The organism is Dyella sp. (assembly GCF_035503745.1).
GTDB lineage: Bacteria > Pseudomonadota > Gammaproteobacteria > Xanthomonadales > Rhodanobacteraceae > Dyella_B.
Window position 1 is genome coordinate 34,480 of sequence record NZ_DATJTC010000025.1, and the last position, 23,562, is coordinate 58,041.

Annotated in this window: 22 protein-coding genes and 2 tRNA genes; 18 read left to right on the forward strand and 6 right to left on the reverse strand. The window is 62.5% G+C overall.

The annotated features are described in order from the left end of the window. Positions 1-16: 16 nt before the first annotated feature. The 3 genes from VME63_RS09490 to VME63_RS09500 all read right to left on the reverse strand — a co-directional run bounded on the left by VME63_RS09490 (position 17) and on the right by VME63_RS09500 (position 3,718). On the reverse strand, positions 17-604 hold the full coding sequence (locus tag VME63_RS09490; RefSeq protein ID WP_325432625.1) for a response regulator transcription factor: 588 nt from the start codon (positions 602-604) through the stop codon (positions 17-19). A gap of 59 nt (positions 605-663) precedes the next feature. Beyond that, complete coding sequence (locus tag VME63_RS09495; RefSeq protein WP_325432627.1) at positions 664-1,941, reverse strand: ATP-binding protein; 1,278 nt, start codon at positions 1,939-1,941, stop codon at positions 664-666. Between the two features lie 226 nt (positions 1,942-2,167). Further along, complete coding sequence (locus tag VME63_RS09500; RefSeq protein ID WP_325432629.1) at positions 2,168-3,718, reverse strand: oligopeptide:H+ symporter; 1,551 nt, start codon at positions 3,716-3,718, stop codon at positions 2,168-2,170. A gap of 250 nt (positions 3,719-3,968) precedes the next feature. On the opposite strand from VME63_RS09500, the gene VME63_RS09505 reads away from it, so the two are divergent. The 4 genes from VME63_RS09505 (at position 3,969) to VME63_RS09520 (ending at position 6,474) form a co-directional block, all read left to right on the forward strand. After that, positions 3,969-4,346, forward strand: coding sequence for a diacylglycerol kinase (locus tag VME63_RS09505; RefSeq protein ID WP_325432631.1), 378 nt, complete (start codon positions 3,969-3,971; stop codon positions 4,344-4,346). An 80-nt stretch (positions 4,347-4,426) separates the two neighbouring features. Then, complete coding sequence (locus VME63_RS09510; RefSeq protein ID WP_325432633.1) at positions 4,427-5,059, forward strand: LemA family protein; 633 nt, start codon at positions 4,427-4,429, stop codon at positions 5,057-5,059. 4 nt (positions 5,060-5,063) lie between these two features. Beyond that, entirely contained in the window at positions 5,064-5,969 is a 906-nt protein-coding gene (locus tag VME63_RS09515) for a YgcG family protein (RefSeq protein WP_325432912.1), read from the forward strand. A 1-nt stretch (position 5,970) separates the two neighbouring features. Next, the gene (locus VME63_RS09520) at positions 5,971-6,474 is read left to right on the forward strand and encodes a TPM domain-containing protein (RefSeq protein ID WP_325432635.1); all 504 of its coding nucleotides are present in this window, start codon (positions 5,971-5,973) and stop codon (positions 6,472-6,474) included. Between the two features lie 11 nt (positions 6,475-6,485). Here the strand turns inward: VME63_RS09520 and VME63_RS09525 are convergent, their stop codons facing one another. Continuing rightward, on the reverse strand, positions 6,486-7,052 hold the full coding sequence (locus VME63_RS09525; protein WP_325432637.1) for a GspH/FimT family pseudopilin: 567 nt from the start codon (positions 7,050-7,052) through the stop codon (positions 6,486-6,488). A gap of 130 nt (positions 7,053-7,182) precedes the next feature. Between VME63_RS09525 and uvrB the strand changes: the two genes are divergently transcribed. The 3 genes from uvrB to VME63_RS09540 all read left to right on the forward strand — a co-directional run bounded on the left by uvrB (position 7,183) and on the right by VME63_RS09540 (position 11,207). Then, positions 7,183-9,213: an excinuclease ABC subunit UvrB gene (gene uvrB, locus VME63_RS09530; protein ID WP_325432639.1), complete on the forward strand. Its 2,031-nt coding sequence runs from the start codon at positions 7,183-7,185 to the stop codon at positions 9,211-9,213. A gap of 51 nt (positions 9,214-9,264) precedes the next feature. Beyond that, positions 9,265-9,339, forward strand: a tRNA-Val gene (locus tag VME63_RS09535). A gap of 1,418 nt (positions 9,340-10,757) precedes the next feature. Further along, positions 10,758-11,207 (forward strand): CopD family protein, encoded by a 450-nt coding sequence (locus tag VME63_RS09540; RefSeq protein WP_325432641.1) that lies wholly within the window; start codon positions 10,758-10,760, stop codon positions 11,205-11,207. 64 nt (positions 11,208-11,271) lie between these two features. Here VME63_RS09540 and VME63_RS09545 read toward each other — a convergent pair whose 3' ends face one another. Continuing rightward, a complete protein-coding gene (locus tag VME63_RS09545) occupies positions 11,272-12,285 on the reverse strand; it encodes an NAD-dependent epimerase (RefSeq protein WP_325432643.1) in 1,014 nt (337 codons plus the stop codon). A 331-nt stretch (positions 12,286-12,616) separates the two neighbouring features. On the opposite strand from VME63_RS09545, the gene thrS reads away from it, so the two are divergent. The 10 genes from thrS to VME63_RS09595 all read left to right on the forward strand — a co-directional run bounded on the left by thrS (position 12,617) and on the right by VME63_RS09595 (position 20,841). Next, positions 12,617-14,518, forward strand: a complete 1,902-nt coding sequence (gene thrS, locus VME63_RS09550) for a threonine--tRNA ligase (RefSeq protein WP_325432645.1) — start codon at positions 12,617-12,619, stop codon at positions 14,516-14,518. Between the two features lie 42 nt (positions 14,519-14,560). Then, positions 14,561-15,085 (forward strand): translation initiation factor IF-3, encoded by a 525-nt coding sequence (infC, locus tag VME63_RS09555; protein WP_325432914.1) that lies wholly within the window; start codon positions 14,561-14,563, stop codon positions 15,083-15,085. A gap of 322 nt (positions 15,086-15,407) precedes the next feature. Next, a complete protein-coding gene (gene rpmI / locus VME63_RS09560; RefSeq protein WP_019467379.1) occupies positions 15,408-15,605 on the forward strand; it encodes a 50S ribosomal protein L35 in 198 nt (65 codons plus the stop codon). A gap of 16 nt (positions 15,606-15,621) precedes the next feature. Continuing rightward, a complete protein-coding gene (gene rplT / locus VME63_RS09565; RefSeq protein ID WP_026635108.1) occupies positions 15,622-15,981 on the forward strand; it encodes a 50S ribosomal protein L20 in 360 nt (119 codons plus the stop codon). Positions 15,982-16,226: 245 nt separating this feature from the next. After that, complete coding sequence (gene pheS, locus VME63_RS09570; protein WP_325432916.1) at positions 16,227-17,222, forward strand: phenylalanine--tRNA ligase subunit alpha; 996 nt, start codon at positions 16,227-16,229, stop codon at positions 17,220-17,222. 21 nt (positions 17,223-17,243) lie between these two features. Beyond that, the gene (pheT, locus tag VME63_RS09575; protein WP_325432648.1) at positions 17,244-19,634 is read left to right on the forward strand and encodes a phenylalanine--tRNA ligase subunit beta; all 2,391 of its coding nucleotides are present in this window, start codon (positions 17,244-17,246) and stop codon (positions 19,632-19,634) included. 1 nt (position 19,635) lies between these two features. After that, positions 19,636-19,938 (forward strand): integration host factor subunit alpha, encoded by a 303-nt coding sequence (gene ihfA, locus VME63_RS09580; protein ID WP_115477488.1) that lies wholly within the window; start codon positions 19,636-19,638, stop codon positions 19,936-19,938. After that, positions 19,919-20,275 carry a MerR family transcriptional regulator gene (locus VME63_RS09585; RefSeq protein WP_115477489.1) on the forward strand — a complete coding sequence of 119 codons (357 nt, stop codon included), beginning with the start codon at positions 19,919-19,921 and terminating at the stop codon, positions 20,273-20,275. Before ihfA ends, VME63_RS09585 begins: the two co-directional genes overlap by 20 nt. A 54-nt stretch (positions 20,276-20,329) precedes the next feature. Continuing rightward, positions 20,330-20,406, forward strand: a tRNA-Pro gene (locus VME63_RS09590). Between the two features lie 279 nt (positions 20,407-20,685). Beyond that, positions 20,686-20,841: a hypothetical protein gene (locus VME63_RS09595; RefSeq protein ID WP_325432650.1), complete on the forward strand. Its 156-nt coding sequence runs from the start codon at positions 20,686-20,688 to the stop codon at positions 20,839-20,841. Positions 20,842-21,280: 439 nt separating this feature from the next. Here the strand turns inward: VME63_RS09595 and VME63_RS09600 are convergent, their stop codons facing one another. Continuing rightward, positions 21,281-22,405, reverse strand: coding sequence for an acyltransferase (locus VME63_RS09600; protein WP_325432652.1), 1,125 nt, complete (start codon positions 22,403-22,405; stop codon positions 21,281-21,283). A gap of 379 nt (positions 22,406-22,784) precedes the next feature. On the opposite strand from VME63_RS09600, the gene VME63_RS09605 reads away from it, so the two are divergent. Then, on the forward strand, positions 22,785-23,528 hold the full coding sequence (locus tag VME63_RS09605) for a hypothetical protein (RefSeq protein WP_325432654.1): 744 nt from the start codon (positions 22,785-22,787) through the stop codon (positions 23,526-23,528). Positions 23,529-23,562: the final 34 nt, after the last annotated feature.

Sequence of the window (23,562 nt, forward strand, 5' to 3'; positions counted from 1 at the left end):
ATTTTGCTGGGGGTATTCAGTCTGTCTGCTCGGGCCGCTCGCGCACGGGATGTTTGCTCAACTTGCGTTGCAGCGTGCGCCGGTGCATCCCCAAGCGGCGTGCCGTTTCGGAGATGTTGCCGTCGCTTTCGGTAAGCACACGCTGGATGTGTTCCCACTCGAGCCTGCGCAAGGCGAGCGGTGCCTCCGGTGCGTCCAGTACATCGTCTTCGCTTTGCTGGGCCACGTCGCCTTCGAGCAGCGCACGGACGATGGCATCCGCATCCACCGGCTTGGACAGGTAGTCGTGGGCGCCGCGCTTGATCGCTTCGACCGCGGTGGCAATGGAGGCATAGCCGGTGAGCAGCAGAATGCGCATGTCCGGCACCAGCTCGTGCAGGTCGGGAATCAGCCGCAGGCCGTTCTCTTCGCCCAGCTTCAGGTCGAGCACGCAATGGCGCGGCTGATGGCGCCGGGCCAGGGCGCGGGCTTCGTCGGCACGGCGCGCGCTGAGGACGTCGAAACCGCGCGAGGTCAAGGCCCTGGTCAATACGCGTACAAAGGTGTCGTCGTCGTCCACAATCAACAGCGGACGCGTGCCACCAGCCTGGTTCGGGTCAATCATTTGCCACTTCCTGCGAATCTGCCGCGCTATTTTGCCGGATATGCGCGAGGTTCGCTCGTTCAGCGTGCCGCGACCGCCACCAGCGGCACGCGCAGGCGCATTTCCGTGCCACTTTCGCTACTTGCGATGGCCAGTTCCCCGGCCAGTCGTTCGGCGGTCGCTTCGGCCAGGGCCAGGCCAATGCCCAGGCCGCTCAGTTTATCGCTGCGGCCGATTGTTACGGGGGCGGCCGCCGGGTCGAAGCCCGGGCCCTTGTCGCGCACGATCCACTCCAGCGATCCGCCGTCCTTGCGCACCTCCAGTACCACGCTGTTGGAATCGCGCAATGCCGATGCATCCAAGGCGTTGTTGAGCAGATTGAGCAGGGCGTGGCGCAATCCCGGCGGCGTGCGCAGCACGAACTGCTGAAGGTTGGGCTGCACCTTGAGTTCGAAATCGGCCTCCGGGCGCAGCAGTTTGAAGCGTTCCACACAGCCGTGCAGGAAATCGGCCAAGGCCAGGCGTTCCGGTTCCTGCGACAGCTGCGCCTGGCCGAAGGCGACCATTTCGCGCAGGATCGTGCGGCAGCGCTCGACCTGGCCTTCCAGCAGCGACAGATCTTCGTCCAGCAGCGTATCGGAAGCATGTTCGCGGCGCAGTTCCGGCAGCAGCGTGCGCATGGTGGACAGTGGTGTGTTCAGTTCATGCGCGGCGCCGGCGGCCTGGGTGGCGATGGCCAGGATGCCCTCGTCGCGCAGGGCGCGTTCGCGCACGCGCTGCACTTCCATCTGCTGCAGGTGCACCGCGCGGGCCAGCCGGTTGATGAAGAAGCCCAGCAGCAAGGCGGTGATGACGAAGTTGACCGCCATGCCCGCCACCAGCAGGGTGATGCCGTGGTCGCGGTTGGTCCACTCGTGTGCCGGCAGCGGCACTTTCCAGTTCAGCAGCACCAGATAGGCCGCTACTGCCAGCATGGCCACGGCCAGGATCGAGCGCACCGACAAGGCCGCCGCGCAAAGTGCGATCGGCACCAGCAGCAGGGTGATGAAGGGGTTGTTCGCTCCGCCGGTGAAATACAGCAGATAACCCAGCACCAGCGTGTCCGCGCCGATGTGGCACACCGCCTCCCATTCGCGCACCGGCCACGGTTGCCGGATGCGCCAGGCCGCGAAGACCGCGAACACGGCCAGCATGTCGATGCCCAGCAGCAGCGTCAGGGTGGGGATGTCGATGCGCATCCACCACGAGCACACCAAGACCGCGACGCTTTGCCCCGCGATGGCGCACAGGCGCAGCCATGCCAGGGTGCGCATCAGCGCAAAGGGGCCGATGTGTTGCTTGAGCGGATGGTGGGACATGGTCGGCGGGGCGGGCTTTGTAGGGCGATCGGCCGCATTATGCGGCCGATCGCCGGCCGAAAGGCTCCAGCGCTGCTCTGATTTGCGCTACGCACGCGTTATCACTGCTTATGCGCTTATGGCAGCGATGCGACCCACGCGCGGCACTGGACGTCAGCCGCGTGGCACACCCGGCAAGCGTTGCGGTCGTCATGCCGGGCGTGTGGAATGGATCATCCCAGGGCGATCAGGGCGTGTTGAATTCCTCGCTGCGCACGGCCGGCAGAGGGTCGTGGTTGTTGGCCGGATCCGAATGGCTGGCCGACAGCCGGTTCATCAGCGGCAGCATCAACAGCGCGACGGCCGTGCAGCCGATGCCCACGAAGCCGAGGATGTTGAACAGGTGCGTGTAAATCGCCAGCGACTGCAGCGGGTCGGTGAGGTTGTCCGGAATGTGCGCGATGTTCGCCACCACGCTGCCCAGGTATTGGGAGACGCCCACCGCCACGTAGTACGCGCCCATCATGAAGCCACCCATGCGCGCGGGCACGTAGCGGGCGATCATCGCCAGGCCCAGACCGCTGACCAGCAGTTCGCCCAGCGAGTACAGGCCATAGCCCCAGACCATGATCCAGGACGACACCTGGCCGTTCACCGCCCACTTGGCGCCCACGCCATACATGAAAAAGCCCAGCGCCACCGCGGCGAAGCCCCAGGCGAACTTGGCGGCGACCGAAGGATCTTTGCCGACGCGGCCCAGCGTGTTGTAGATGAACACCAGCACGGGGCTGAGGATCACGATCCAGATCGCATTGAGGTTCTGGTACTGCTCGGGAATCCAGGTGAGCATGTGCCAGCCGAACAGGTCGAACGACAGGTCCACGTTGCGCTGCGCGAACAGGTTCAGCGACGTGGCCATCTGCGCGTAGAAAATGAAGAAGAAGATGGTCTGCACCGTCAGCACCAGCGCGGCGATCAGGCCGGCGCGCTCGCTGGGACGGCTGCTGCGAATCAAATGCGCGAAGATGCCCAGGATGACGATGCCCGCGGCATACACGCACCACTTGGCGACCGTTTCGCTCTGCAGGATGAAGGCCGACACGAACACCATGCCAAGTCCGGCCAGCAGCACCAGTGCAAGGCGCGTGAGGTCGACCGGGCGGTCGTCGGCGGGCGAGCCGATGTGCGACAGCGTGCGGCGCATGAACGAGTAATTGATCAGGCCCGCGACCAGGCCCACCGAGCAGGCGCCGAACGCGGTGTGCCAGCCCATCGAATCGCCGAACTTGCCGGCGATGTAATCGCGGATCCACGGCGTGGCCGTCATCGAGATCATCGAGCCGACATTCACCGCCATGTAGTAAATGGTGAACGCGCTGTCGATGCGCGTTTCGTCGCCCTCGTAGATTTTTCGCACGAGGTTGCCGGCGTTGGGCTTGAAGAAACCATTGCCGACCACGATCACGCCAAGCGCGAAGTAGGTAGCGTAAGCGCTATCGGAGGGCATCCACAGCAGGCCGTAGCCGAGGGCCAGGATCACCGCGCCCATCAGCATGGTGCGGCGCGTGCCCAGCAGCTTGTCGCCGACCCATCCGCCAATGGCCGGGGTGGCGTAGATCAGCGCGGCGGCCGCGCCCCAGACCAGGTTGGCCTTGGTGTCGATGAAGCCCAGCTTCTTCATCATGAAGGTGACCATCAACACCTGCATGCCGTAGAAGCCGAAGCGCTCCCACATCTCGATCAGGAAGACCGTGTAGAACGAGCGGGTTTGAGAAACGGGCGGGTTCTGAATTGCCATGAATGAGTCCGAATACGTGTACTACGTGGCCGCGCACGACCTGTTTTATGCGGCCCTTGGAGCGGGCACATTCGCCGAAGGGTAACCCATCCGCCATTAGCTTGAAGTTGCAATGCGGCAAGAAAAATCCTGCGCCGGCCTGGGCGCGGCGCCGGCTTGTGGCATCATTGCGTGCTGTTGCCGCCGCCGGAAACACCGCCCGCCATGCCGAAAATCGCCGTATCCCACCGCCCGGCAAGGCCCGTCATCCATGCCCGGTAGCGGATTTCGCGGGGATCCGCGCCAGCTCTGGCGCGCCTTTCGCTGGTCGATGAGCGGGCTGCGCGCGGGCTGGCGGCACGAGGCCTCCTTCCGCCTGGAGGCCATGCTCACGGTCATCCTGCTGCCCGTCGGCTTGTGGCTGGGGCATGGGGCGCTGGAAAAAATCGCCCTGGTCTCGCCGGTGATCCTGGTGCTGTCGGTGGAGCTGCTCAATTCGGCGATCGAGGCGGTGGTCGACAAGGTCAGCCCGGAATTCCACGAACTGGCCGGCCGGGCCAAGGACATGGGCTCGGCGGCCGTGTTCCTGCTGCTGGTGCTAGTAGTGCTGTCCTGGGGGCTGATTCTGGGGCCGAGGTTCCTGGGTTGAACCAAGGTCGGCCAGGCGCAGGATTGCGCGCCCCTGCCGGGAATGATGCAATGAGGCCTCCACCGGATTGGAGCCGTCCCATGAACGCCTTGCGTGTCGCCGTGCTGTTGTTGCTGGCGCTGATGCTTTCCGGATGCGGTTACAACGCCATCCAGCAGCAGGATGAAGCGGTCAAAGCCCAGTGGTCGGAAGTGCTCAACCAGTACCAGCGCCGGGCGGACCTGGTGCCCAATCTGGTCAATACCGTAAAGGGTTATGCCGCGCACGAAGAGAAGGTCTTCAGCGACGTGGCCGACGCGCGCTCGCGCGTGGGAAGCATCCAGGTCAATGCCGGCGATGCCGAGTCGCTCGCCAAGTTCCAGGCCGCGCAAGGCCAGCTCACCGGCGCGCTGTCGCGCCTGATGGCCGTAAGCGAGAACTACCCGAACCTGAAGGCCGACGGTTTGTTCCAGAACCTGCAGGCGCAGCTGGAAGGCACCGAGAACCGTATTACCGTGGCGCGCAACCGTTACATTCAGGCCGTGCAGCAGTACAACTCGCTGATACGCACCTTCCCCAACAATCTCACCGCCAAGATGTTCGGCTACCAGGTCAAGCCCAATTTCTCGGTGGAGAACGAGAAGGCCATTGCCACGGCGCCTACCGTGGATTTCGGCACCGGCACGGCGCCTGCGCAGCCGGCCAGTCCCGCGCCCGCCGCGTCGGCACATTGACATGATGCGGCGCTGGCTGCGCCTTTGGGCGGTAGTGGCGGTAGCACTGCTGTCGCCATGGTCGGCGCCGCACGCCGACGACGAGCCGGCGGTTCCCACGCTTACGCGCCACGTCACCGACCTCACCGGCACGCTGACGCCGCAGCAGGTCGATCAACTCGATGCGCAACTGATCGGCCTGGAAAAAAACAAAGGCGCGCAGCTGGTGGTGCTGATGGTGCCCACCACGCAGCCGGACGACATCGACGATTATTCCCTGCGCGTGGCCGAAGCGAACAAGCTTGGGCGCCACGGCGTGGACGATGGCGTGCTGCTGTTCATCGCCAAAAATGACCGGCAGGTGCGCATCGAGGTAGGCTATGGCCTGGAAGGGGCGATTCCCGATGCGGCCTGCGCGCGCATCGTCCGCGAGTACATCGCACCCAGGTTTCGCAGTAACGATTACTTCGGCGGCATCCACGATGCGGTTGGCGCATTGACGCAATTGATCGATGGCGAGCCGCTGCCGCCGCCCGTGCACGGCAACGAAGTGAAGCAGCAGGGCCAGGATCTGCACGGCTTGTTCTTCCTGGCGATCTTTGCGCTGGTGTTCATGCGCGCCATCTTCGGGCGTGCCAGCGTCTTCGTGCGCGCGCCGCTGGGCGCCATCGTGATCGGCGGCCTGTGCTGGCTGGTGGCTTCGCTGGGCATCGGCATCCTGGGAGCCCTGATGGGGGGCGTGGCCATGCTGGTGCCGACCGGCGCAGGGCGTTCCATCGGCGGTGGCGGCTGGGGCGGATTCGGCGGCTGGGGTGGCGGCGGTTTCGGCGGCGGCGGCTTTGGCGGTGGGGGATTCGGCGGCGGCGGTGGTGGTGGATTCAGCGGTGGCGGCGGCAGTTTCGGTGGCGGCGGCGCCTCGGGGAGCTGGTGACATGACACGCATCCGGCGCCTGTTCGCCAATCTCTTCGACGGCTGGTTTCAACTGCATCGACGCTTTCCCTCCGAACTGCTCGACGAGATGACCAACGCCATCAGCGCGGGCGAGCACTTGCATCTGGGCGAGGTGCGCTTCGCCATCGAGGCGCGCCTCTCGGCGCATGCCGTGCTCGAAGGCGTCGATTCGCGCAGTCGCGCACGCGACGTGTTCAGCCTGTTGCGGGTGTGGGATACCGAGCACAATTGCGGCGTACTGCTGTACGTGCTGATGGCCGAGCACCGCATCGAAATCGTCGCCGACCGCGGCATTGCGCGGCGGGTCAACATCAACGAATGGACTTCGATCTGCGACGCCATGCGCGAGAGTTTCGCGGCGGGCAAATGGGGCGCCGGCGCGATGCGCGGCATCGCCGACACGCATGCCTTGCTGGCCAGGCACTTTCCCAGCCATGGCAAGTCGCGGCCGGACGAACTGCCGGATCGGCCGGTGCTGCTTTAAGCGTGAAAGGTTCAGTCCGGCACGGCGCACGGTGAAGCATCGGTGGCGGCCGCCACTTCGCCCCTCACGCGGCCACGCAGCGCAATGACCACTTTCAATGCCTGCTGCGGCAGGTCACGCACGCAGAATGTCAGCGTCTGGTTGTTGCTGCCGACATTGCCATCCGTCTTGAAGGTGACGTACTTCTTGGCATCGCTGCCCGTGATGAGGATCTTTTCCGAATAATGCCCGCCGGTATACAACGGCGTGCCCAGCGGTTGTCCCTTGTTGTCCAGGTCATGCCGCCCAATGAGCCAGCCGCCTGACCAGGCGGCGTCGCCGTTGCAGCGCAGGCCGTCGCGACTGGGGCAGAAGATCATCTGCCGCTGCTCGTTGACCGCCAGGTTGCGCGCGTGCTGCAGGGCGGCGATGTAGTCGGTCTGGGCCGTGCGCAGTTCATGCCGTTCCATGATGCGGTGGAACGCGGGAATGGCCATCGCGGCCAGCACCGCCAGCACGGCCAGCGTCATGATCTGCTCGATCAGCCCGAAACCACGCCGCGCAGCGCGAAAGGGAAAGTGAATGCGGTAGGGGTTCATCGGAGGGATGTTAGAGGCGCGCATCCGGGCGACAAACGGGCGCAGGGACGCTCGGCGTGTCCGGTTCTGCTGACAAATCGTGTCAGCATGCGGAGTTTAAAATGCACCCTGGTGCCCGCAGACTAAGCCCATGACCGACCGCGACCGCTTCGAACTCGTTTCCACCTACAAACCGTCCGGCGATCAGCCGGAGGCGATCAAGCGTCTGGTGGAGGGCTTCGAGGCGGGGCTGGCGGCGCAGACGCTGCTGGGCGTCACCGGTTCGGGCAAAACCTTCACGATTGCCAACGTGATCGAGCAGGTGCAGCGCCCCACCATCGTGCTGGCGCCGAACAAGACGCTGGCCGCGCAGCTCTACGGTGAGTTCAAGGAATTCTTTCCGCACAACGCGGTGGAATACTTCGTCAGCTACTACGACTACTACCAGCCCGAAGCCTACGTGGTCGCCTCGGACACCTATATCGAGAAAGACGCCTCGATCAACGATCACATCGAGCAGATGCGGCTGGCCGCGACCAAGGCGCTGCTATCGCGCAAGGACGCCCTGATCGTGGCGACGGTGTCGGCGATCTACGGACTGGGCGACCCGGAAGACTATCTCTCGTTGCGCCTGATCCTGGCGCGCGGCGAACGCATCGAGCAGCGTGCGCTGATCCGCCAGCTCACCGAGTTGCAGTACACCCGCAACGAGATGGAACTGCGCCGCGGTACCTATCGCGTGCGTGGCGAGATCATCGACGTATTTCCGGCCGAATCGGAAACCGAGGCGTTGCGCATCGAGCTGTTCGACGGCGAGGTGGAAAACCTTTCGCTGTTCGATCCGCTTACCGGCGAAACGATCCGCAAAGTGCCGCGCTACACCGTCTATCCGCGCACGCATTACGCCAGCACGCGCGAAAGCGTGTTGAACGCGATCGATACGATCAAGGAAGAACTGAAGGAGCGCCTGGAATACCTCTACCGCGAAAATCGCCTGGTGGAGGCGCAGCGCCTGGACCAGCGCACGCGTTTCGACGTGGAAATGATGGCCGAAGTCGGCTTTTGCCAGGGCATCGAGAACTACTCGCGCCATCTCACGCGCCGCGCCGCGGGCGAGCCGCCGCCGACCCTGTTCGACTACCTGCCGCCTGACGCGGTGCTGGTCGTGGACGAATCGCACGTCACCGTGCCGCAGCTGGGCGCGATGTACAAAGGCGACCGTTCGCGCAAGGAAACCCTGGTCGAATTCGGCTTCCGCCTGCCTTCGGCCATGGACAACCGGCCGCTACGCTTTGAGGAATGGGAGCGCCGCGCGCCGCGCACGATTTTCGTCTCCGCCACCCCTAGCAAGTACGAACTGGAAAAATCCGGCGATGCGATCGTCGAGCTGGTGGTGCGCCCCACCGGCCTGGTCGATCCGCTAGTGGAGGTGCGCCCGGTGCGCACGCAGGTGGACGATTTGCTCGGCGAAGCCAAGAAGCGCATTGCCATGGGCGACCGCGTGCTGGTCACCACGCTTACCAAGCGCATGGCCGAAAACCTCACCGAGTACCTCAGCGAACACGACGTGAAGGTGCGCTATTTGCACTCGGACATCGAGACCGTGGAACGCGTGGAAATCATCCGCGACCTGCGCCTGGGCGAGTTTGACGTGCTGGTCGGCATCAACCTGCTGCGCGAGGGTCTGGACATGCCCGAGGTGTCGCTCGTGGCGATCCTCGACGCGGACAAGGAAGGCTTCCTGCGCTCCACCGGCTCGCTGATCCAGACCATCGGCCGCGCCGCACGCAACCTGCGCGGCAAAGCCATTCTCTACGCCGACGAGATCACCCGTTCGATGCGCGCCGCGATGGACGAAACCAGCCGCCGCCGCGAGAAACAGGAAGCCTGGAACCAGGCGCACGGCATCACGCCCAAGTCGGTGGTGCGGCGCATTGCCGACATCATGGAAGGCGCCCGCAGCGAAGGGGCGGGGCGCGGGCGCGGCAAGTCAGTCCGCGGGCGTGCCGCGGCGGTGGCGGAGGACGGCGCCGAGTACGCCAACCTGAACGCGGATCAGGCCGCCGCCGCCATCAAGCGCCTGGAGGCGGACATGCGCAAACACGCCGAAAACCTGGAATTCGAGGAGGCCGCACGCCTGCGCGACCGGATTCACCAGCTGCGCGAGCGGGCTTTGCGGTAACCAACCGCTTCCCGTATACTGCACGGCTCGCGCGGCTTGCCGGGCGCCTGTGGGCGGTTAGCTCAGCGGTAGAGCACTTCCTTGACATGGAAGGGGTCACAAGTTCGATCCTTGTACCGCCCACCAATTCTGTCACTTCCAGTGTTTTCTTAAGAGTTTTCTTGGAAGTGGCTTAAAGAAGCACTTTGGCACGGTTAGTCAGAGGCTTTCAAAGGAATCCGCAAGGGTTCCTTTTTTGTTTCTAGCACCTGAGAACGTTCACAAAATATGCCCTTTGTTCACGACGTTCAATGTGAACGCAGTGATGGGTCATAGTGCTACCCGCTTCCTACCAATGCCTCTGCGGAATGGTTGAACAGGCCAAGCTGGCCTTGTCACATCGGTTGTTGATGACGGACAACTTGTTCTACGAACTTTTGTCCACGGGAAGATCTGAAGTACGTGCTGCATGTTTCGCGAAACTTGGAGACGGCGAGAATCCAGTGTTGCTCATAGGCGCTGCGTGTCGTGCGACCCACACGCAACACATCCGGCTCAGATTTGATGCCTCGCTGCATGGAGCGCTCGGAGCCCACTTCTTGGCTCACGTACCGGAAAACTCTCCAGAGGGCAGGGCACCCCAGCGGGCGAGCATGTCAGTGATGACAGGCATGGATGGTTGTGTCGGAAGATGATCTTGGAAAAAGCCTTACCGGTCAGCAGTCTATAGATGTTCTGTCGGAAGACCTCTTTGGACTATCCATTTTTGTTCAGTTTAGGTTTTTTTTAAAAAAAAGGACCTTCCCCCAATCGCCTGATAACGGGGCATTGAGGTGCCCAGCGCCAATCATTCCGGCTACCACCTCCGTTTCGCCGCCTAGGTGCGAGCCGTTCTGGATATTTCATGGGCGGTGTAACAAACAGCGACGCCGCCGAAGGCTGTCCATGACCAGGGTTTGTGTGCGCAGGGGTTATCTCTCGTGCTGGTCGATAAATGACTTTTCCAGTTCGATTTCACGTTGCAGGGCACGAATCTGCATACCGTGGATCTGCTCATCGACCATGGCCAGGGCATCGTCCAGTTAAAGGTTGTTTACGGCATCGGCCAATGTCCCACATCGATAGTTGAAAGACCCCCATGCCGGCGGGTGCCTTCGCAAGTGGTTCGTCGACTTGATTGATGTGGAAAGCGGGGGCTGCTTGCCTGGCGCCAATGGTCGGATTCGGCGAGCGCGGAAGGGCGTTTGTCTTGCAGCACGGCAATCGTGCCAATCCCGTAAAGGCAGGTCATCGCGAACATTCGCAGATAGGTCTACCTGTATGGGCTTGCTGCGGATTTTCTTGCCGAGGACGGCGCAGTGCCTGTTCAGATCGCGGCTTGTGATGTCGCTGGTGCTCTGCCGAACAAAACCTTCAACGTAGCCCGTGCGCATGGGGCAGATAGCTGCCAGTACGGTTTCGATGGATGAAGTCAGACATTCGATCCTTGTGCCGCCCGCTCATTCTCGATAAAACAGCGTACTTCGCAGTACGCCGTTTTCATTTGCGTCATCGGGAGCTTTGGCATGGTTTATCTCTGGGTCAAGACGTTCCATCTGTTGTTTGCGATTGCCTGGATGTCGGCGGTGTTCTACCTGCCGCGGATCCTGGTGAATATCGCCGAGGCCGGCGATGAGGCGGCAGTGAAGGCGCGGCTTTATTTGATGGGACGTCGCCTTTACCGGTTCGGGCATCATCTATTTGGTATCGCCTTTCTGCTGGGGCTGGCTTTGTGGCAGGGTTGGCGGGTGTTTCCGCAGGCTTTGCCCAATGTCGTGGGGTCGATGCATTGGATCGACGCCAAGCTCACCTTGGTTGCCGTGCTGTTGATCTATTTCATCTGGGCCGGGCGACTGCTGAAGAAAAGCGAGCAGGGCGGTGCGTTGCCTTCGGCGCGCGCATTGCGGTTGATCAATGAACTACCCGTGCTGCTGTTGCTGGGCGTGCTGTTCTTTGTGCTGGCCAAGCCATTTTGACGGATACGCGGTTTTTCCTTCACCGCATTCCGACGCAGGCCGGAATGACGGTGAGAAGCGTCACTTACGCTTGGACGCGATAGTAATCGCGATACCACTGGGCAAAGCGTTTCACGCCGACCTCGATCGGCGTATTCGGCGCATACCCCACATCGCGGCGTAGCGCCGAGACGTCCGCCCAGGTGTCGGGCACGTCGCCGGCTTGCATGGGTAGCAGGCGTTTCTCGACTTCGCGGCCAAGATGCTGCTCAAGCAGTTCGATGAAGCGCATCAGCTGCACGGGCTGATCGTTGCCGATGTTGTACACACGGTACGGTGCGTGCGATGTGCCGGTGTTCGGGTTCAACGGATCGTAGGCGGGATCGGGCTGCGCCACGTGATCGATGGTACGGATCACGCCTTCGACGATGTCGTCCACATAGGTGAAATCGCGGCTGTGGTTGCCGTAATTGAAAACATCGATCGGCTCGCCGCGCACGATGCGGTCGGCGAACAGGATCGGCGACATGTCCGGGCGCCCCCACGGTCCGTATACGGTGAAGAAGCGCAGGCCGGTCGTCGGCAAGCCATACAGATGGCTGTAGGTATGCGCCATCAATTCATTGGCCTTCTTGGTCGCCGCGTAAAGGCTCACCGGATGATCGACGGCGTCCTCCACCGCGAACGGGAGCTTGCGGTTGGCGCCGTAGACGGAGCTGGACGAGGCGTAGACCAGGTGTTCCACCTTGCCGTGGCGGCAGGCCTCCAGCACGTTGACGAAGCCCACGATGTTGCTTTGAACATACGCATTTGGATTCTTCAGCGAATAACGCACGCCGGCCTGGGCGGCGAGGTTGGCCACGCGCTGCGGCTGGAAAGCGCCGAACGCCTGGTTGATGGCGGCCGTATCGGCCAGATCGGCGCGCAGGTGGGTGTAGCGCGGGTGGCTGGCGAAACGGGCCAGGCGCGCTTCCTTCAGCGTCGGATCGTAATAATTGTTGTGATTGTCGATGCCGAAAACCTCATCGCCACGGGCCAGCAATCGTTCCGCGAGCGTGGCGCCAATAAACCCGGCGGTGCCGGTCACGAGGATGCGCATCGGGAGCTTCCAGGGAAAGAATGGCCGTATTCTATCGCCCGTGCGCCGGTTTGATCGTCGCAGGCGAATTGACAGCGGCGTCGCGCTAAATTAGCTTTTTATCCCCGAACCCAAGAGACAAGGTGGCCCGCGCCCACGCGCCGGTCGAGTGTGCGACATGGCAACTATCCACTTCCCACGCTGAGCCCGCCACGCCTTGTGCTTTCACCCAAGGGCGCGTGGCGCCTTTATTTTTGCCCGTGATCCGCAAGGGCAAGCCGATACCGCCATCCATGGCCGGTTTCTCCAGGAAAATCACCTTGCCCCCGGGCGATGTGACAGGTAAACAACCATGATCGAAATCACGCTACCCGACGGCAGCAAACGCCCCTTCGACCACCCCGTTACGGTGCAGGACGTCGCCGCGTCCATCGGCGCGGGCCTGGCCAAGGCCACGCTGGCCGGCAAGGTCGATGGCAAGCTGGTGGACGCCAGTTTTCCGATCGAGCACAACGCCAGTCTCGAAATCGTCACCGAGAAAAGCCCGGAGGCGCTGGAGATCCTGCGCCACTCCACGGCACACCTGCTGGCGCAGGCCGCGCAGCGCCTGTTCCCGGGCGCGCAGGTCACGATCGGCCCGGTGATCGACAATGGTTTCTATTACGATTTCGCCTACGAACGCCCGTTCACGCCCGACGATCTGGTGAAGATCGAGGCGGAAATGGAAAAAATCGTGAAGGAACAACTGCCCGTCGTGCGCAGCGTGAAGTCGCGCGACGACGCGGTGGCGTTCTTTCGCGGGCTGGGCGAAAACTACAAGGCCGAAATCATCCAGAGCATCCCCGCGAACGAGGAGCTTTCGCTCTATTCGCAGGGCGAGTTCACCGACCTCTGCCGCGGCCCGCATGTACCCAACACCGGCAAACTGCGCGCGTTCAAATTGATGAAGGTGGCTGGCGCGTATTGGCGCGGCGATTCCAACAACGCCATGCTCACGCGTATCTACGGCACGGCCTGGCTTAACGACAAGGATCTGAAAGCCTACCTGCATCAGCTGGAAGAGGCCGAAAAGCGCGATCACCGCAAGATCGGCAAGGCGCTGGACCTGTTCCACCAGCAGGAAGAGGCGCCGGGCATGGTGTTCTGGCATCCCAACGGCTGGGCCATCTGGCAGGCGGTGGAGCAATACGTGCGCGGCGTGTACCGCAGCAGCGGCTACCAGGAAGTGCGCGGCCCGCAGATCATGGACGTAAGCCTGTGGAAGAAGTCCGGCCACTGGGACAACTACCAGGAAAACATGTTCTTCACGGAGTCGGAAAAGCGCACGTATGCGCTCAAGCCGATGAACTGCCCCGGCCACGTGCAGATCTACAACACCAACCTGCACAGCTACCGCGACCTGCCGATCCGCTACGGCGAGTTCGGCGGTTGCCACCGCAATGAACCGTCGGGTGCCTTGCACGGCATCATGCGCGTGCGCGCCTTCACCCAGGACGACGGTCACGTCTTCTGCACGGAAGAGCAGATCGAATCGGAAGTCACCGCCTTCCACCGGCAGGCCATGAAGGTGTATGCCGATTTCGGTTTCAACGACATTGCCCTGAAGATCGCCCTGCGCCCGGACAAGCGCATCGGCAGCGACGAGGTGTGGGATCGCGCCGAGCACGCCCTTCGCGCCGCGCTCGGGTCCGCTGGCGTGCAGTGGGAAGAATTGCCGGGCGAGGGCGCCTTCTACGGCCCGAAGATCGAGTACCACATGAAGGACTCCATCGGCCGCGGCTGGCAGGTCGGCACGATGCAGGTGGACTTCATGATGCCCGAGCGCCTGGGGGCGGAGTACGTGGACGAGCACAGCCAGCGCCGGCACCCGGTGATGCTGCATCGGGCCATTGTGGGGTCCATGGAGCGCTTCATCGGCATCCTGATCGAACACCACGCGGGCAATCTGCCCGCCTGGCTGGCCCCGGTGCAGGCGATGGTCTTCAGTATTACCGACGCGCAGTCCGACTATGTCCGGCAGGTGACGCAAACCCTTGTCGAGAAAGGCTTCCGGGTGCAGGCGGATTTGCGCAACGAAAAGGTCGGCTATAAAATCCGCGAACATACGATACAGAAAGTCCCCTACCTGCTTGTGGTCGGTGATCGCGAAAAGGAGTCGGGCGCTGTTTCCGTGCGTACCCGTTCGGGCGAAGATCTGGGCAGCATGCCGCTTGCCAGCTTCATCGAACGCCTGGAGGCCGAGACGCGGCGCTGATGCCGCCCGGCCGATTCAAAACATCTTCTGGAGGATAGTGGTATCGCCACCACAGAAACTAAGGGCAACCGTCGTAACCACGAGATCCGCGTCCCCCGCGTGCGCGTGATCGGACCGGATTCCGAGCAGCTGGGCATCCTTACCCGCGACGAGGCGCTGCGCGCAGCCGACGAAGCCGGGCTCGACCTGGTCGAGATCCAGCCTAACGGCGACCCGCCGGTCTGCCGCATCATGGACTACGGCAAGTTCAAGTTCGAAGCCCAGAAGAAGGCCCAGGCGGCCAAGAAGAAGCAGAAGCAGGTCGAGATCAAGGAAGTGAAGTTCCGTCCGGTCACGGACGTGGGCGACTACCAGATCAAGCTGCGCAACATGCTTCGCTTCCTGGAGGAGGGTGACAAGGTCAAGGTCACCATCCGGTTCCGTGGCCGCGAGATGTCCCACCAGGATCTCGGTCAGGACCTGGCCAAGCGCATTCAGGAAGACGTGGGCGAGAACGGTATCGTCGAATCCTTCCCGCGCCTGGAAGGTCGCCAGATGGTGATGATGATCGGGCCGAAGAAGAAGTAAGCCCCCGTTTGATCCTCAGCGAACAACTCCCTCCCCCCGCGTGCGGCAGGGGAGGGTTGGGGTGAAGCCCAGCCATGGGGCGAGGGCGTTACCCCTCCCAGCCTCCCCCTGCTTCGCAGGGGAGGGCAAAATCCGCGAGGATGTAGACCCGGGCTGGCGTTGCCGCCCGCATTTCCGTATACTTTTCAGTTCGACCCGCAAGGAAGGGTCGTGAACCGATCGTGGCAGGACGGAAAGCGTGGCCCCCAAGGCCACCGCCAGATCAGTCAGAAACCGGGGCCGCTCTCATCAAAAAGGGCCTTCCCCATCAAGGAGCATTCCCATGCCCAAGATCAAGACCAATCGCGCGGCTGCGAAGCGTTTTCGCAAAACCGCGTCCGGCAAGTTCAAGGCCGGCCATGCGTTCAAGTCGCACATTCTGACCAAGAAGTCGACCAAGCGTAAGCGCAACCTGCGCGCCACCAACCACGTCAAGGCATGCGACACCAAGGGTGTAGCACGCATGTTGCCGTATCTCTAAGGCGGAGGACTGAACCATGGCTCGTGTAAAGCGTGGCGTTACCGCCCGTCGTCGTCACAAGAAAATCATCGGCCGTGCGAAGGGCTACTACAACGCCCGTCGCAAGGTCTTCCGCGTCGCCAACCAGGCCGTCATCAAGGCCGGTCAGTACGCCTATATCGGCCGCAAGCAGAAGAAGCGCCAGTTCCGCGCCCTGTGGATCGTGCGTATCAATGCGGCGGCCCGTCAGTTCGGCCTGTCCTACAGCCGCCTGATCAATGGCCTGTCCAAGGCCGGCATCACGGTCGACCGCAAGGTGCTGGCTGACATCGCCGTGCACGACATCAAGGCGTTTGGAGCCATCGCGGAAAAGGCGAAGGCCAGTCTGGCCGCTTGATCGTCGATCACTGACGAAATGAAGTGAATCAAGCGGGGAGAAGGCCTTAAGCCTTCTCCCCGTTTTTGTTTGCGTTGATCGTTCGTAACGCATCAGCTCCTCCCTCTGCTCGCAGGGGGAGGTTGGCAAGGGGAACGCTCTTGCTCTGTTGAAGGGCTTCACCCCCTGGCCCTCCCCTGCAGCACGCAGGGAAGGGGATGAAAAGCGAATGGGATCGCTCCATGAACCTGCCCGGGACTGCACCAATGGAAGACCTGGATAGCCGCGCCGCTCACGCGCTGGCGGACATCGACAAGGCCGACTCGCTCGAGTCCCTCGACGCGTTGCGCGTGAGCCTGCTCGGCAAGAGCGGCATCATCACCGCCGCGCTCAAGGCACTCGGCGCGCTTTCGCCCGACGAACGCAAGGCGCGCGGCGCCGACGTCAACCGCGTGAAAGAGCGCATTGCCGACGCGCTCGCCCTGCGCAAGCAGACGCTGGAGCAAGCCGAACTCGATCGCCGCCTCGCCTCCGAAAAGCTCGACATCAGCATGCCCGGACGCAACGGCGAACGCGGCGGCATTCATCCGATCACGCGCGCGCTGGAACGCATCTCGGCGATCTTCGCGCGGCTGGGCTATCAACGCGCGGACGGGCCGGAAATCGAGGACGACTGGCACAACTTCGAAGCCTTGAATTTCCCGCCGCACCATCCGGCGCGTGCCATGCACGACACCTTCTATTTCGGCGACGGCCGCCTGCTGCGCACGCATACCTCGCCGGTGCAGATCCGCTCGATGAAAGGCCGCCAGCCGCCGATCCGCGTGATCGCGCCCGGCAAGGTCTATCGCAGCGACTCGGACCAGACGCACTCGCCGATGTTCCATCAGATCGAAGGCCTGCTGGTGGACGAAACCTCCAGCTTCGCCGATCTGAAAGGCACGCTGGCCCAATTCATCCGCGCCTTCTTCGAGCGCGATTTCGACATGCGCTTCCGCCCCAGCTACTTCCCTTTCACCGAGCCCAGTGCCGAGGTGGACATTCGCTGGGACGCAGAAGACGGCTCCACGCGCTGGCTGGAAGTGCTCGGCTGCGGCATGGTGCATCCGAACGTGCTGAAGAACTGCGGCATCGATCCGGAGCGCTACACCGGCTTCGCCTTCGGCCTTGGCGTGGAGCGCTTTGCGATGTTGCGCTATGGCGTTTCCGACTTGCGCGCGTTCTTTGAGAACGACCTGCGCTTCCTCAAGCAACTGGCGTAATCGAAGCAGGAACCGACACGCATGAAATTCTCGGAAAACTGGCTGCGCCATCACGTGCCCACGTCAGCCCCGCGCGATCAGTTGGTCGCCACGCTGACCGCAATCGGCCTGGAAGTGGAAGACGTTGCCGCGCTGGGCGATTCGCTGGACGGGGTGGTCGTCGCGCGCATCGTCAGCGCGCAAAGACACCCGCAGGCCGATCGGCTGCAGGTGTGCGACGTGGACACCGGCAACGGCATGGTCCAGATCGTCTGCGGCGCGCCCAATGCGCGCGCCGGCCTGCTAGTGCCGCTGGCGACGGTGGGGGCGCAGCTCCCCGGCGGCATCGCCATCAAGGCGGCCAAGCTGCGCGGCGTGGAATCGTTCGGCATGCTGTGCTCGGCCAAAGAACTGGGCATCGATGCGGACGCATCGGGCCTGCTCGAACTGCCCGCCGATGCCCCGGTCGGTACGCCGCTGGCCGCCTATCTTGGCTTGCCGGACGCCAGCATCGAGATCAAGCTGACGCCCAACCGCGCCGACTGCTTCAGCGTGCGCGGCATCGCTTTTGACGTCGCCGCCGCGCTGGGCGGCCAAGTGGTGCCGCTCGACGCCGAACCCGTACCCGCCGGCAGCGATGCCGCCATGAAGATTGTGCTTGACGCCGGCGCACGCGTGCCGCGCTTTGCCGGCCGCGTCATCGACAACGTGGATGCCACGGTGCCAACGCCCGTATGGATGGCCGAGCGGCTGCGTCGCAGCGGCCTGCGTCCGATCAGCTTCCTGGTCGATGTCACGCAGTATGTGATGCTTGAGCTGGGCCAGCCGATGCACGCGTTCGACAAGGACACGCTGGAAGGCGAGGTCGTGGTGCGTCCGGCGCGTGCGGGCGAATCGCTGGCACTGCTCGACGGCCGCACGGTCGAGCTGGACGAGGATTTCCTGGTGGTCGCCGACAGCCGTGGCGGCACGGGCGCGCGCGCCGTGGCGCTCGGCGGCATCATGGGCGGGGCGGAAACGCGTGTTACCGACACCACCCGCAACGTGTTCCTGGAAGCTGCGCACTGGATTCCCGCGGCCATCATCGGCCGCAGCCGCAAGCTGGGCATGCACACCGATGCCGGGCATCGCTTCGAGCGCGGCGTCGACCCGCAGCTGCCGGGCATCGCCATCGAATACGCCACCCGGCTGATCCTGGCCGTCGCCGGCGGCGTGGCCGGCCCCTTGTTGGACGTGACACTGCCGCAGCATCTGCACGCGCCCCAGTCCATCGTGTTGCGTCGTGCGCGGCTGGCTCGCGTGCTTGGCCTGACCGTGGCCGATGAGGAAGTCACGCGCATCTTCACGGCGCTCGGCATGACGGTCGAGCCGCTGGCGGAGGGTTGGCGGGTCACCGCGCCCAGCCGCCGTTTCGACATCGAGCGCGAGGAAGACCTGATCGAAGAAGTCGCGCGCATCCACGGCTACGAAAACATCCCCACCCACACCCCCGCCGGGGCGCTGCGGCTGTCCACCGAGCCGGAAGCGCGCCTCGGCGAGCTGCCCTTGCGCGAACAAATGGCTGCGCGCGGCTACTACGAAGCGGTCAACCTGGCTTTCGTCAGCCATGCCCTGCTGGAAAAGTGGGGCATGGGCGAGAAGCTCGTGCCGCTGGCCAATCCGCTTTCGGCCGACCTGGCGGTCATGCGGCCGTCTCTGCTGCCGGGCCTGATCCAGGCCCTGTCGCACAATCGGGCGCGCCAGCAGGAGCGCGTGCGCCTGTTCGAGCTCGGCCGCGTGTTTGCGGCGGGCGATCCGCCTGAGGAAACCCCCAGCCTGGCCGTCGTCGCCAGCGGCAATGCGCACGCCGAACAATGGGGCGAAGCCGCCCGAGCGCTGGATTTCTTCGACCTCAAGGGCGACCTGGACGCGCTGATCGCCTGGGGCGGGGAGCCGTGGCGCTGGTCCGTCCATGCCCACGACCTGCCCGGATGGCTGCATCCTGGCCGGGGCGCCCGGGTAGCCTGCGACGGCCGCACCGTGGGCTACCTTGGCGCACTGCATCCGCAGCTGGCCAAGGCGCTGGACCTGGGGCCGGACGTCCATGTGCTAGAACTGGCCCTCGACCCGGTGCTGGGCCGCCGCCTGCCCAAGGCCCAGCCGGTGGCGCGCTTCCCGGCGGTCCGGCGGGATATCGCCGTCGATGTTCCTGAACGGGTGGGTTGGTCACACATTGAGCAAGTCGTCCGCGGCACCCTGGGAGGGGCCCTGGCGGAGCTGCGCCTGTTCGACCGTTACAGCGGCAAAGGGGTCGAAGCGGGCCGAAAGAGTCTCGCTATGGGCTTGATTTTGCAGGACGCTTCACGCACCCTTACCGACGACGACGCGGATCGCTGCGTTCGAAATGCGGTGGCTGCGTTGGAGGCGTCATGCGAGGCAAAATTGCGAGGGTAAGATGGCGGCGCTGACAAAGGCGGAGATGGCCGAGCGCCTCTTCCTCGAGGTAGGCCTTAACAAACGTGAAGCAAAAGAGTTCGTGGACGCCTATTTCGAGGTCGTCCGCGAAGCGTTGGAAAGGGGCGAGCAGGTCAAGCTGTCCGGATTCGGCAACTTCGATCTGCGGCAGAAGAACCAGCGACCGGGTCGCAACCCCAAGACGGGCGAGGAGATTCCGATCTCCGCCCGCAGGGTGGTGACGTTCCGGCCAGGGCAGAAACTCAAGGTGCGAGTCGAGGGCTATGCTGGATCAGGGGAATAACACCGAGCTGCCTGCCATCCCGGCCAAGCGCTACTTCACCATCGGTGAAGTCAGCGACCTGTGCGGGGTGAAGCCTCACGTGCTTCGTTACTGGGAGCAGGAGTTTCCTGCGCTCAACCCGGTCAAGCGCCGCGGCAACCGCCGCTATTACCAGCGCCACGACGTGCTGATGATTCGCCAGATCCGTTCGTTGCTGTACGACGAAGGCTTCACCATCACCGGCGCCCGTGCCCGGTTGGAAGGCCCTCAGGCGCGGATGGAGGCCAGCATGTCGCACCAGATCGTGCGCCAGGTGCGCATGGAGCTGGAAGAGGTCCTCGCGCTGCTGCGTCGCTGAACCCTACCGGCGGGCTTGCCGGAACTGCTATAATCGCTTTCTTTGCCGAACTGTCGGGGCGTAGCGCAGCCTGGTAGCGCATTTGCCTGGGGGGCAAAGGGTCGTGGGTTCGAATCCCGCCGCCCCGACCAATTCGGAAAAGAAATCAGCAATTTGCAAATGGGCGTGAATATTTCCGCCTTATGCGTCCACTTATCCACACCTAATGCTTGAGCGCGATGCCGATCGAAGCATCTGTCCGTGGCGCCTCATGGTCGCCCAAATAAGGGGCGGCCATCGTCTCGCTGGTATGCGTCATCAGCTCCTGCACTTCCTTCGCCGACTAGCCCGCCTCGCGCAACAGCGCGCTATCCACATCCTCTAATGTATAGGGAAGCAATGGCGACGCGACCATTACCCAAGGAATGGCCGTGACCGTGGGCAGCCGAACTTCAAGCAGTCCGATCAATGGTCGCGGATATCTCTCCAGTGGTAATGAAGACTATGACGCGAATGATCCTGCATCCGCTGCAGCAAGTGCAGGCATCGGCAGCGCGGCGAGTATCAACATCGGAGAATATGCGTAAAAAAAGGACCCCGATTGGGTCCTCACTATGTTCACTTTGTTTTCGCTGTTTGTAGACTTTGATTCTTCGCGACGGCCTACGTGTTCGCCGGCACTCCTGGCGATAAGGGATCAGCAAGCTCAAGGAAGGGCATGAGCTATCTGATTTTCAGGGTTGCTTTAAAGGCATAGAGCGCGTCATCAGGATGGATGCCATCGGGCAGGTGCGCTTGCCCATTCGGAAATGGTGAAGCGATCGCAGTGCATTCAGTCCAGATGACTCCAGTGGTATTCCGATAGATGCTGATTTCCGAGATGATCGGCCAATCGCACCATGCTTCGTAAGCATTATTGTCATCGGTGCGATGTTTATGCGTTCGCATGACTCGCTATGCCGAGAAGGTAGGTCATGCCGATCAAGGGTGTTTTGACTTTAATTTCTGTCGAGTTCCAGTTGTAGTTCATGCTGTAGCCTCGTCCAGGTTTGGCGAACTGTTTTGTGCCGATCGTTTCGGGGTAAGAAGACGCTTGCCCGGAAGCTCGATATAGCGATATGTCACGGCCGAGATGGCAATGACGATGCTCACGAAGGCTACAAAAGCTGAGTCACTAGCAAACGGGCGCGAGGGTTCGACGCCAAGAATGATCTGTCCAATTCGTGCGCAAAGAATCAGCGAGAAATGGATCATGTAGATGGAGTAGGAGCGCTCCCCAAGCCACACCAATGTCCTGATGGAAAGAGCGCGGCATGCCCATGGGCTCATCAGCACCACGATGATGGAGGCAGGAAAGCCGATCAGTGAGATGGCAAGATCGATGCCGCGTCCGTTCAGCCTGTGGCTATGGAAATACACATACATCGCCATTGCGAAGGCAATAAACAGTGCGTTCCACAATGCCGCTTGGGTGAAACGATCACGATAGTTCTCGTAGAGCCTGAAGGTGAGGGCGCCGATAAAAAATCCCGCCCCGGTTCGCGCCACGAGCACAGACACATGCCACCACGCGTAGCCAATGTCATAAAAGCTGCGGTGCAAAAAGACCTGTATGCATGCGACAGCTGCGGCGCCTGCCGTGATCAGCGACAGCCGGCGGGGCAACGCAATCATGCATAGGAACGCTATGTTGACAAGAAACTCAGTGGATATCGACCACGATGGCTGGTTGAATGAGAACAGCCCATGTTGCAGACCAGACGATTGCAGTAGCAGCAGATTCGCGCCGAAGTTATAGGCGTCATTGAAGCGGAACGGATCGAAGGGAATAGCCAGGTTTGATGTCCCCAGCTGGATCGCCAGAATTACGAGCAGCATGATCAAGTGCAGCGGGTAGAGGCGAGCGATGCGTTGCCCAATATTGGCACCGATCGCTCGACGTCTGGAATCTGTCCAATATGTCCTCGCCAGTACGAAGCCCGATAGCGCGAAGAAGAAGTCAACCATCGGCAGCCCGTTCTTGTAGAACGGTGCCAGTACGGTCTCAAATGGGGAGGACTGAAAGTACCCTCGGTAATGCCAGCAGACCACGCCCAGCGCCGCAATGGCGCGCATGCTATCCAACGCCGGCAATCGACCCTTTTGTTCCATGCAGAATCCTCCCCTTGAGGTACATGATAATCCAGACGTTCCGGGGCGTCGCTCGATCCTATCGAGCCGCAAGTTATTGATCGCGCTGCGTCGATTTGCACCATCTTTTTAGCTCTAAGTTCGCCTTGATTTCCATAGGAATCATGTGGATATGTTCATCTGGCTACCTGCGTGGGGCAAGAGGTCGTGAGTTCGAATCCCGCCATCCGACTAATTCGGAAAAGCTACAGAACGGCGCCTTGGCGCCCTTTTTAATCGGGATGCAGGATGCCTCGGCGTTTTTTATTCCCGGCATCGCACCACCTGGACATGTGCATGCGACGGCAACGCGTTAGTCTGCGTGCCAGTGTTTTCCCCCGTGCCGACAGGAGATCCGCTCATGCCGTCGAACCACTGTCATCCCGACGCCCCGCACGTGAAGTTGAAGGCGCCGGACTGGTACATCTCCTCGCTGATGCTCGACCGCGCGCTCGATGCGATCCTGCGGCGGGTAAAGAAGCTGGACCGGAATCATGACATTCCCTACCTCGCCGGTTACAGCCAGGATGGCAAGACGATCTATATCGATCGGCATCTGCCCAAGTCATTCACCTTCCGCGGCCGCACCATTGATGTGGACCGCTTCCTGATTTTGCACGAGGAAGTGGAAAAAACGCTGATCGACCAGCTCGGCCTGCATTATCTGCACGCGCACCAGATTGCCACGCGCGCCGAAGAAGCCGCGGTGCATGCGCATCGCGTCACGTGGAAAGCCTACGATCGTTTCATGCAGAAATACGTCAAGTCGATCGGCGACGAGCGGCTTGCCAAGGTGCCGGCCGATCTGGATCTGAAGCCGTATCGTGACTATCACGACTACGACCTGCTGCAGCGGATGGAGCAGCACATGGAGCGCGTCGACGGCGGGGAGGCCGGGCAAAAGGAAGCGTTGAAGCGTTATGCGCAGGCCTTCCGCGAAGCACTACGCGTGCAGCGGCGCCACGCGCTGCACGACGATGCGCCGCCGGATAAGCGCCGCAAGCCGGCCACCAAGCGGCCGGGTGTAGCGAAGGCAAAGGCCGCACCGGCCAAATTCGGCAAGGCGACGGGCAAGCGCGCAGCAAGCGTAAAACCGCGCAAATAAGCCGGTGACACCGGCCTTCCGGCGCAGGTCGGAA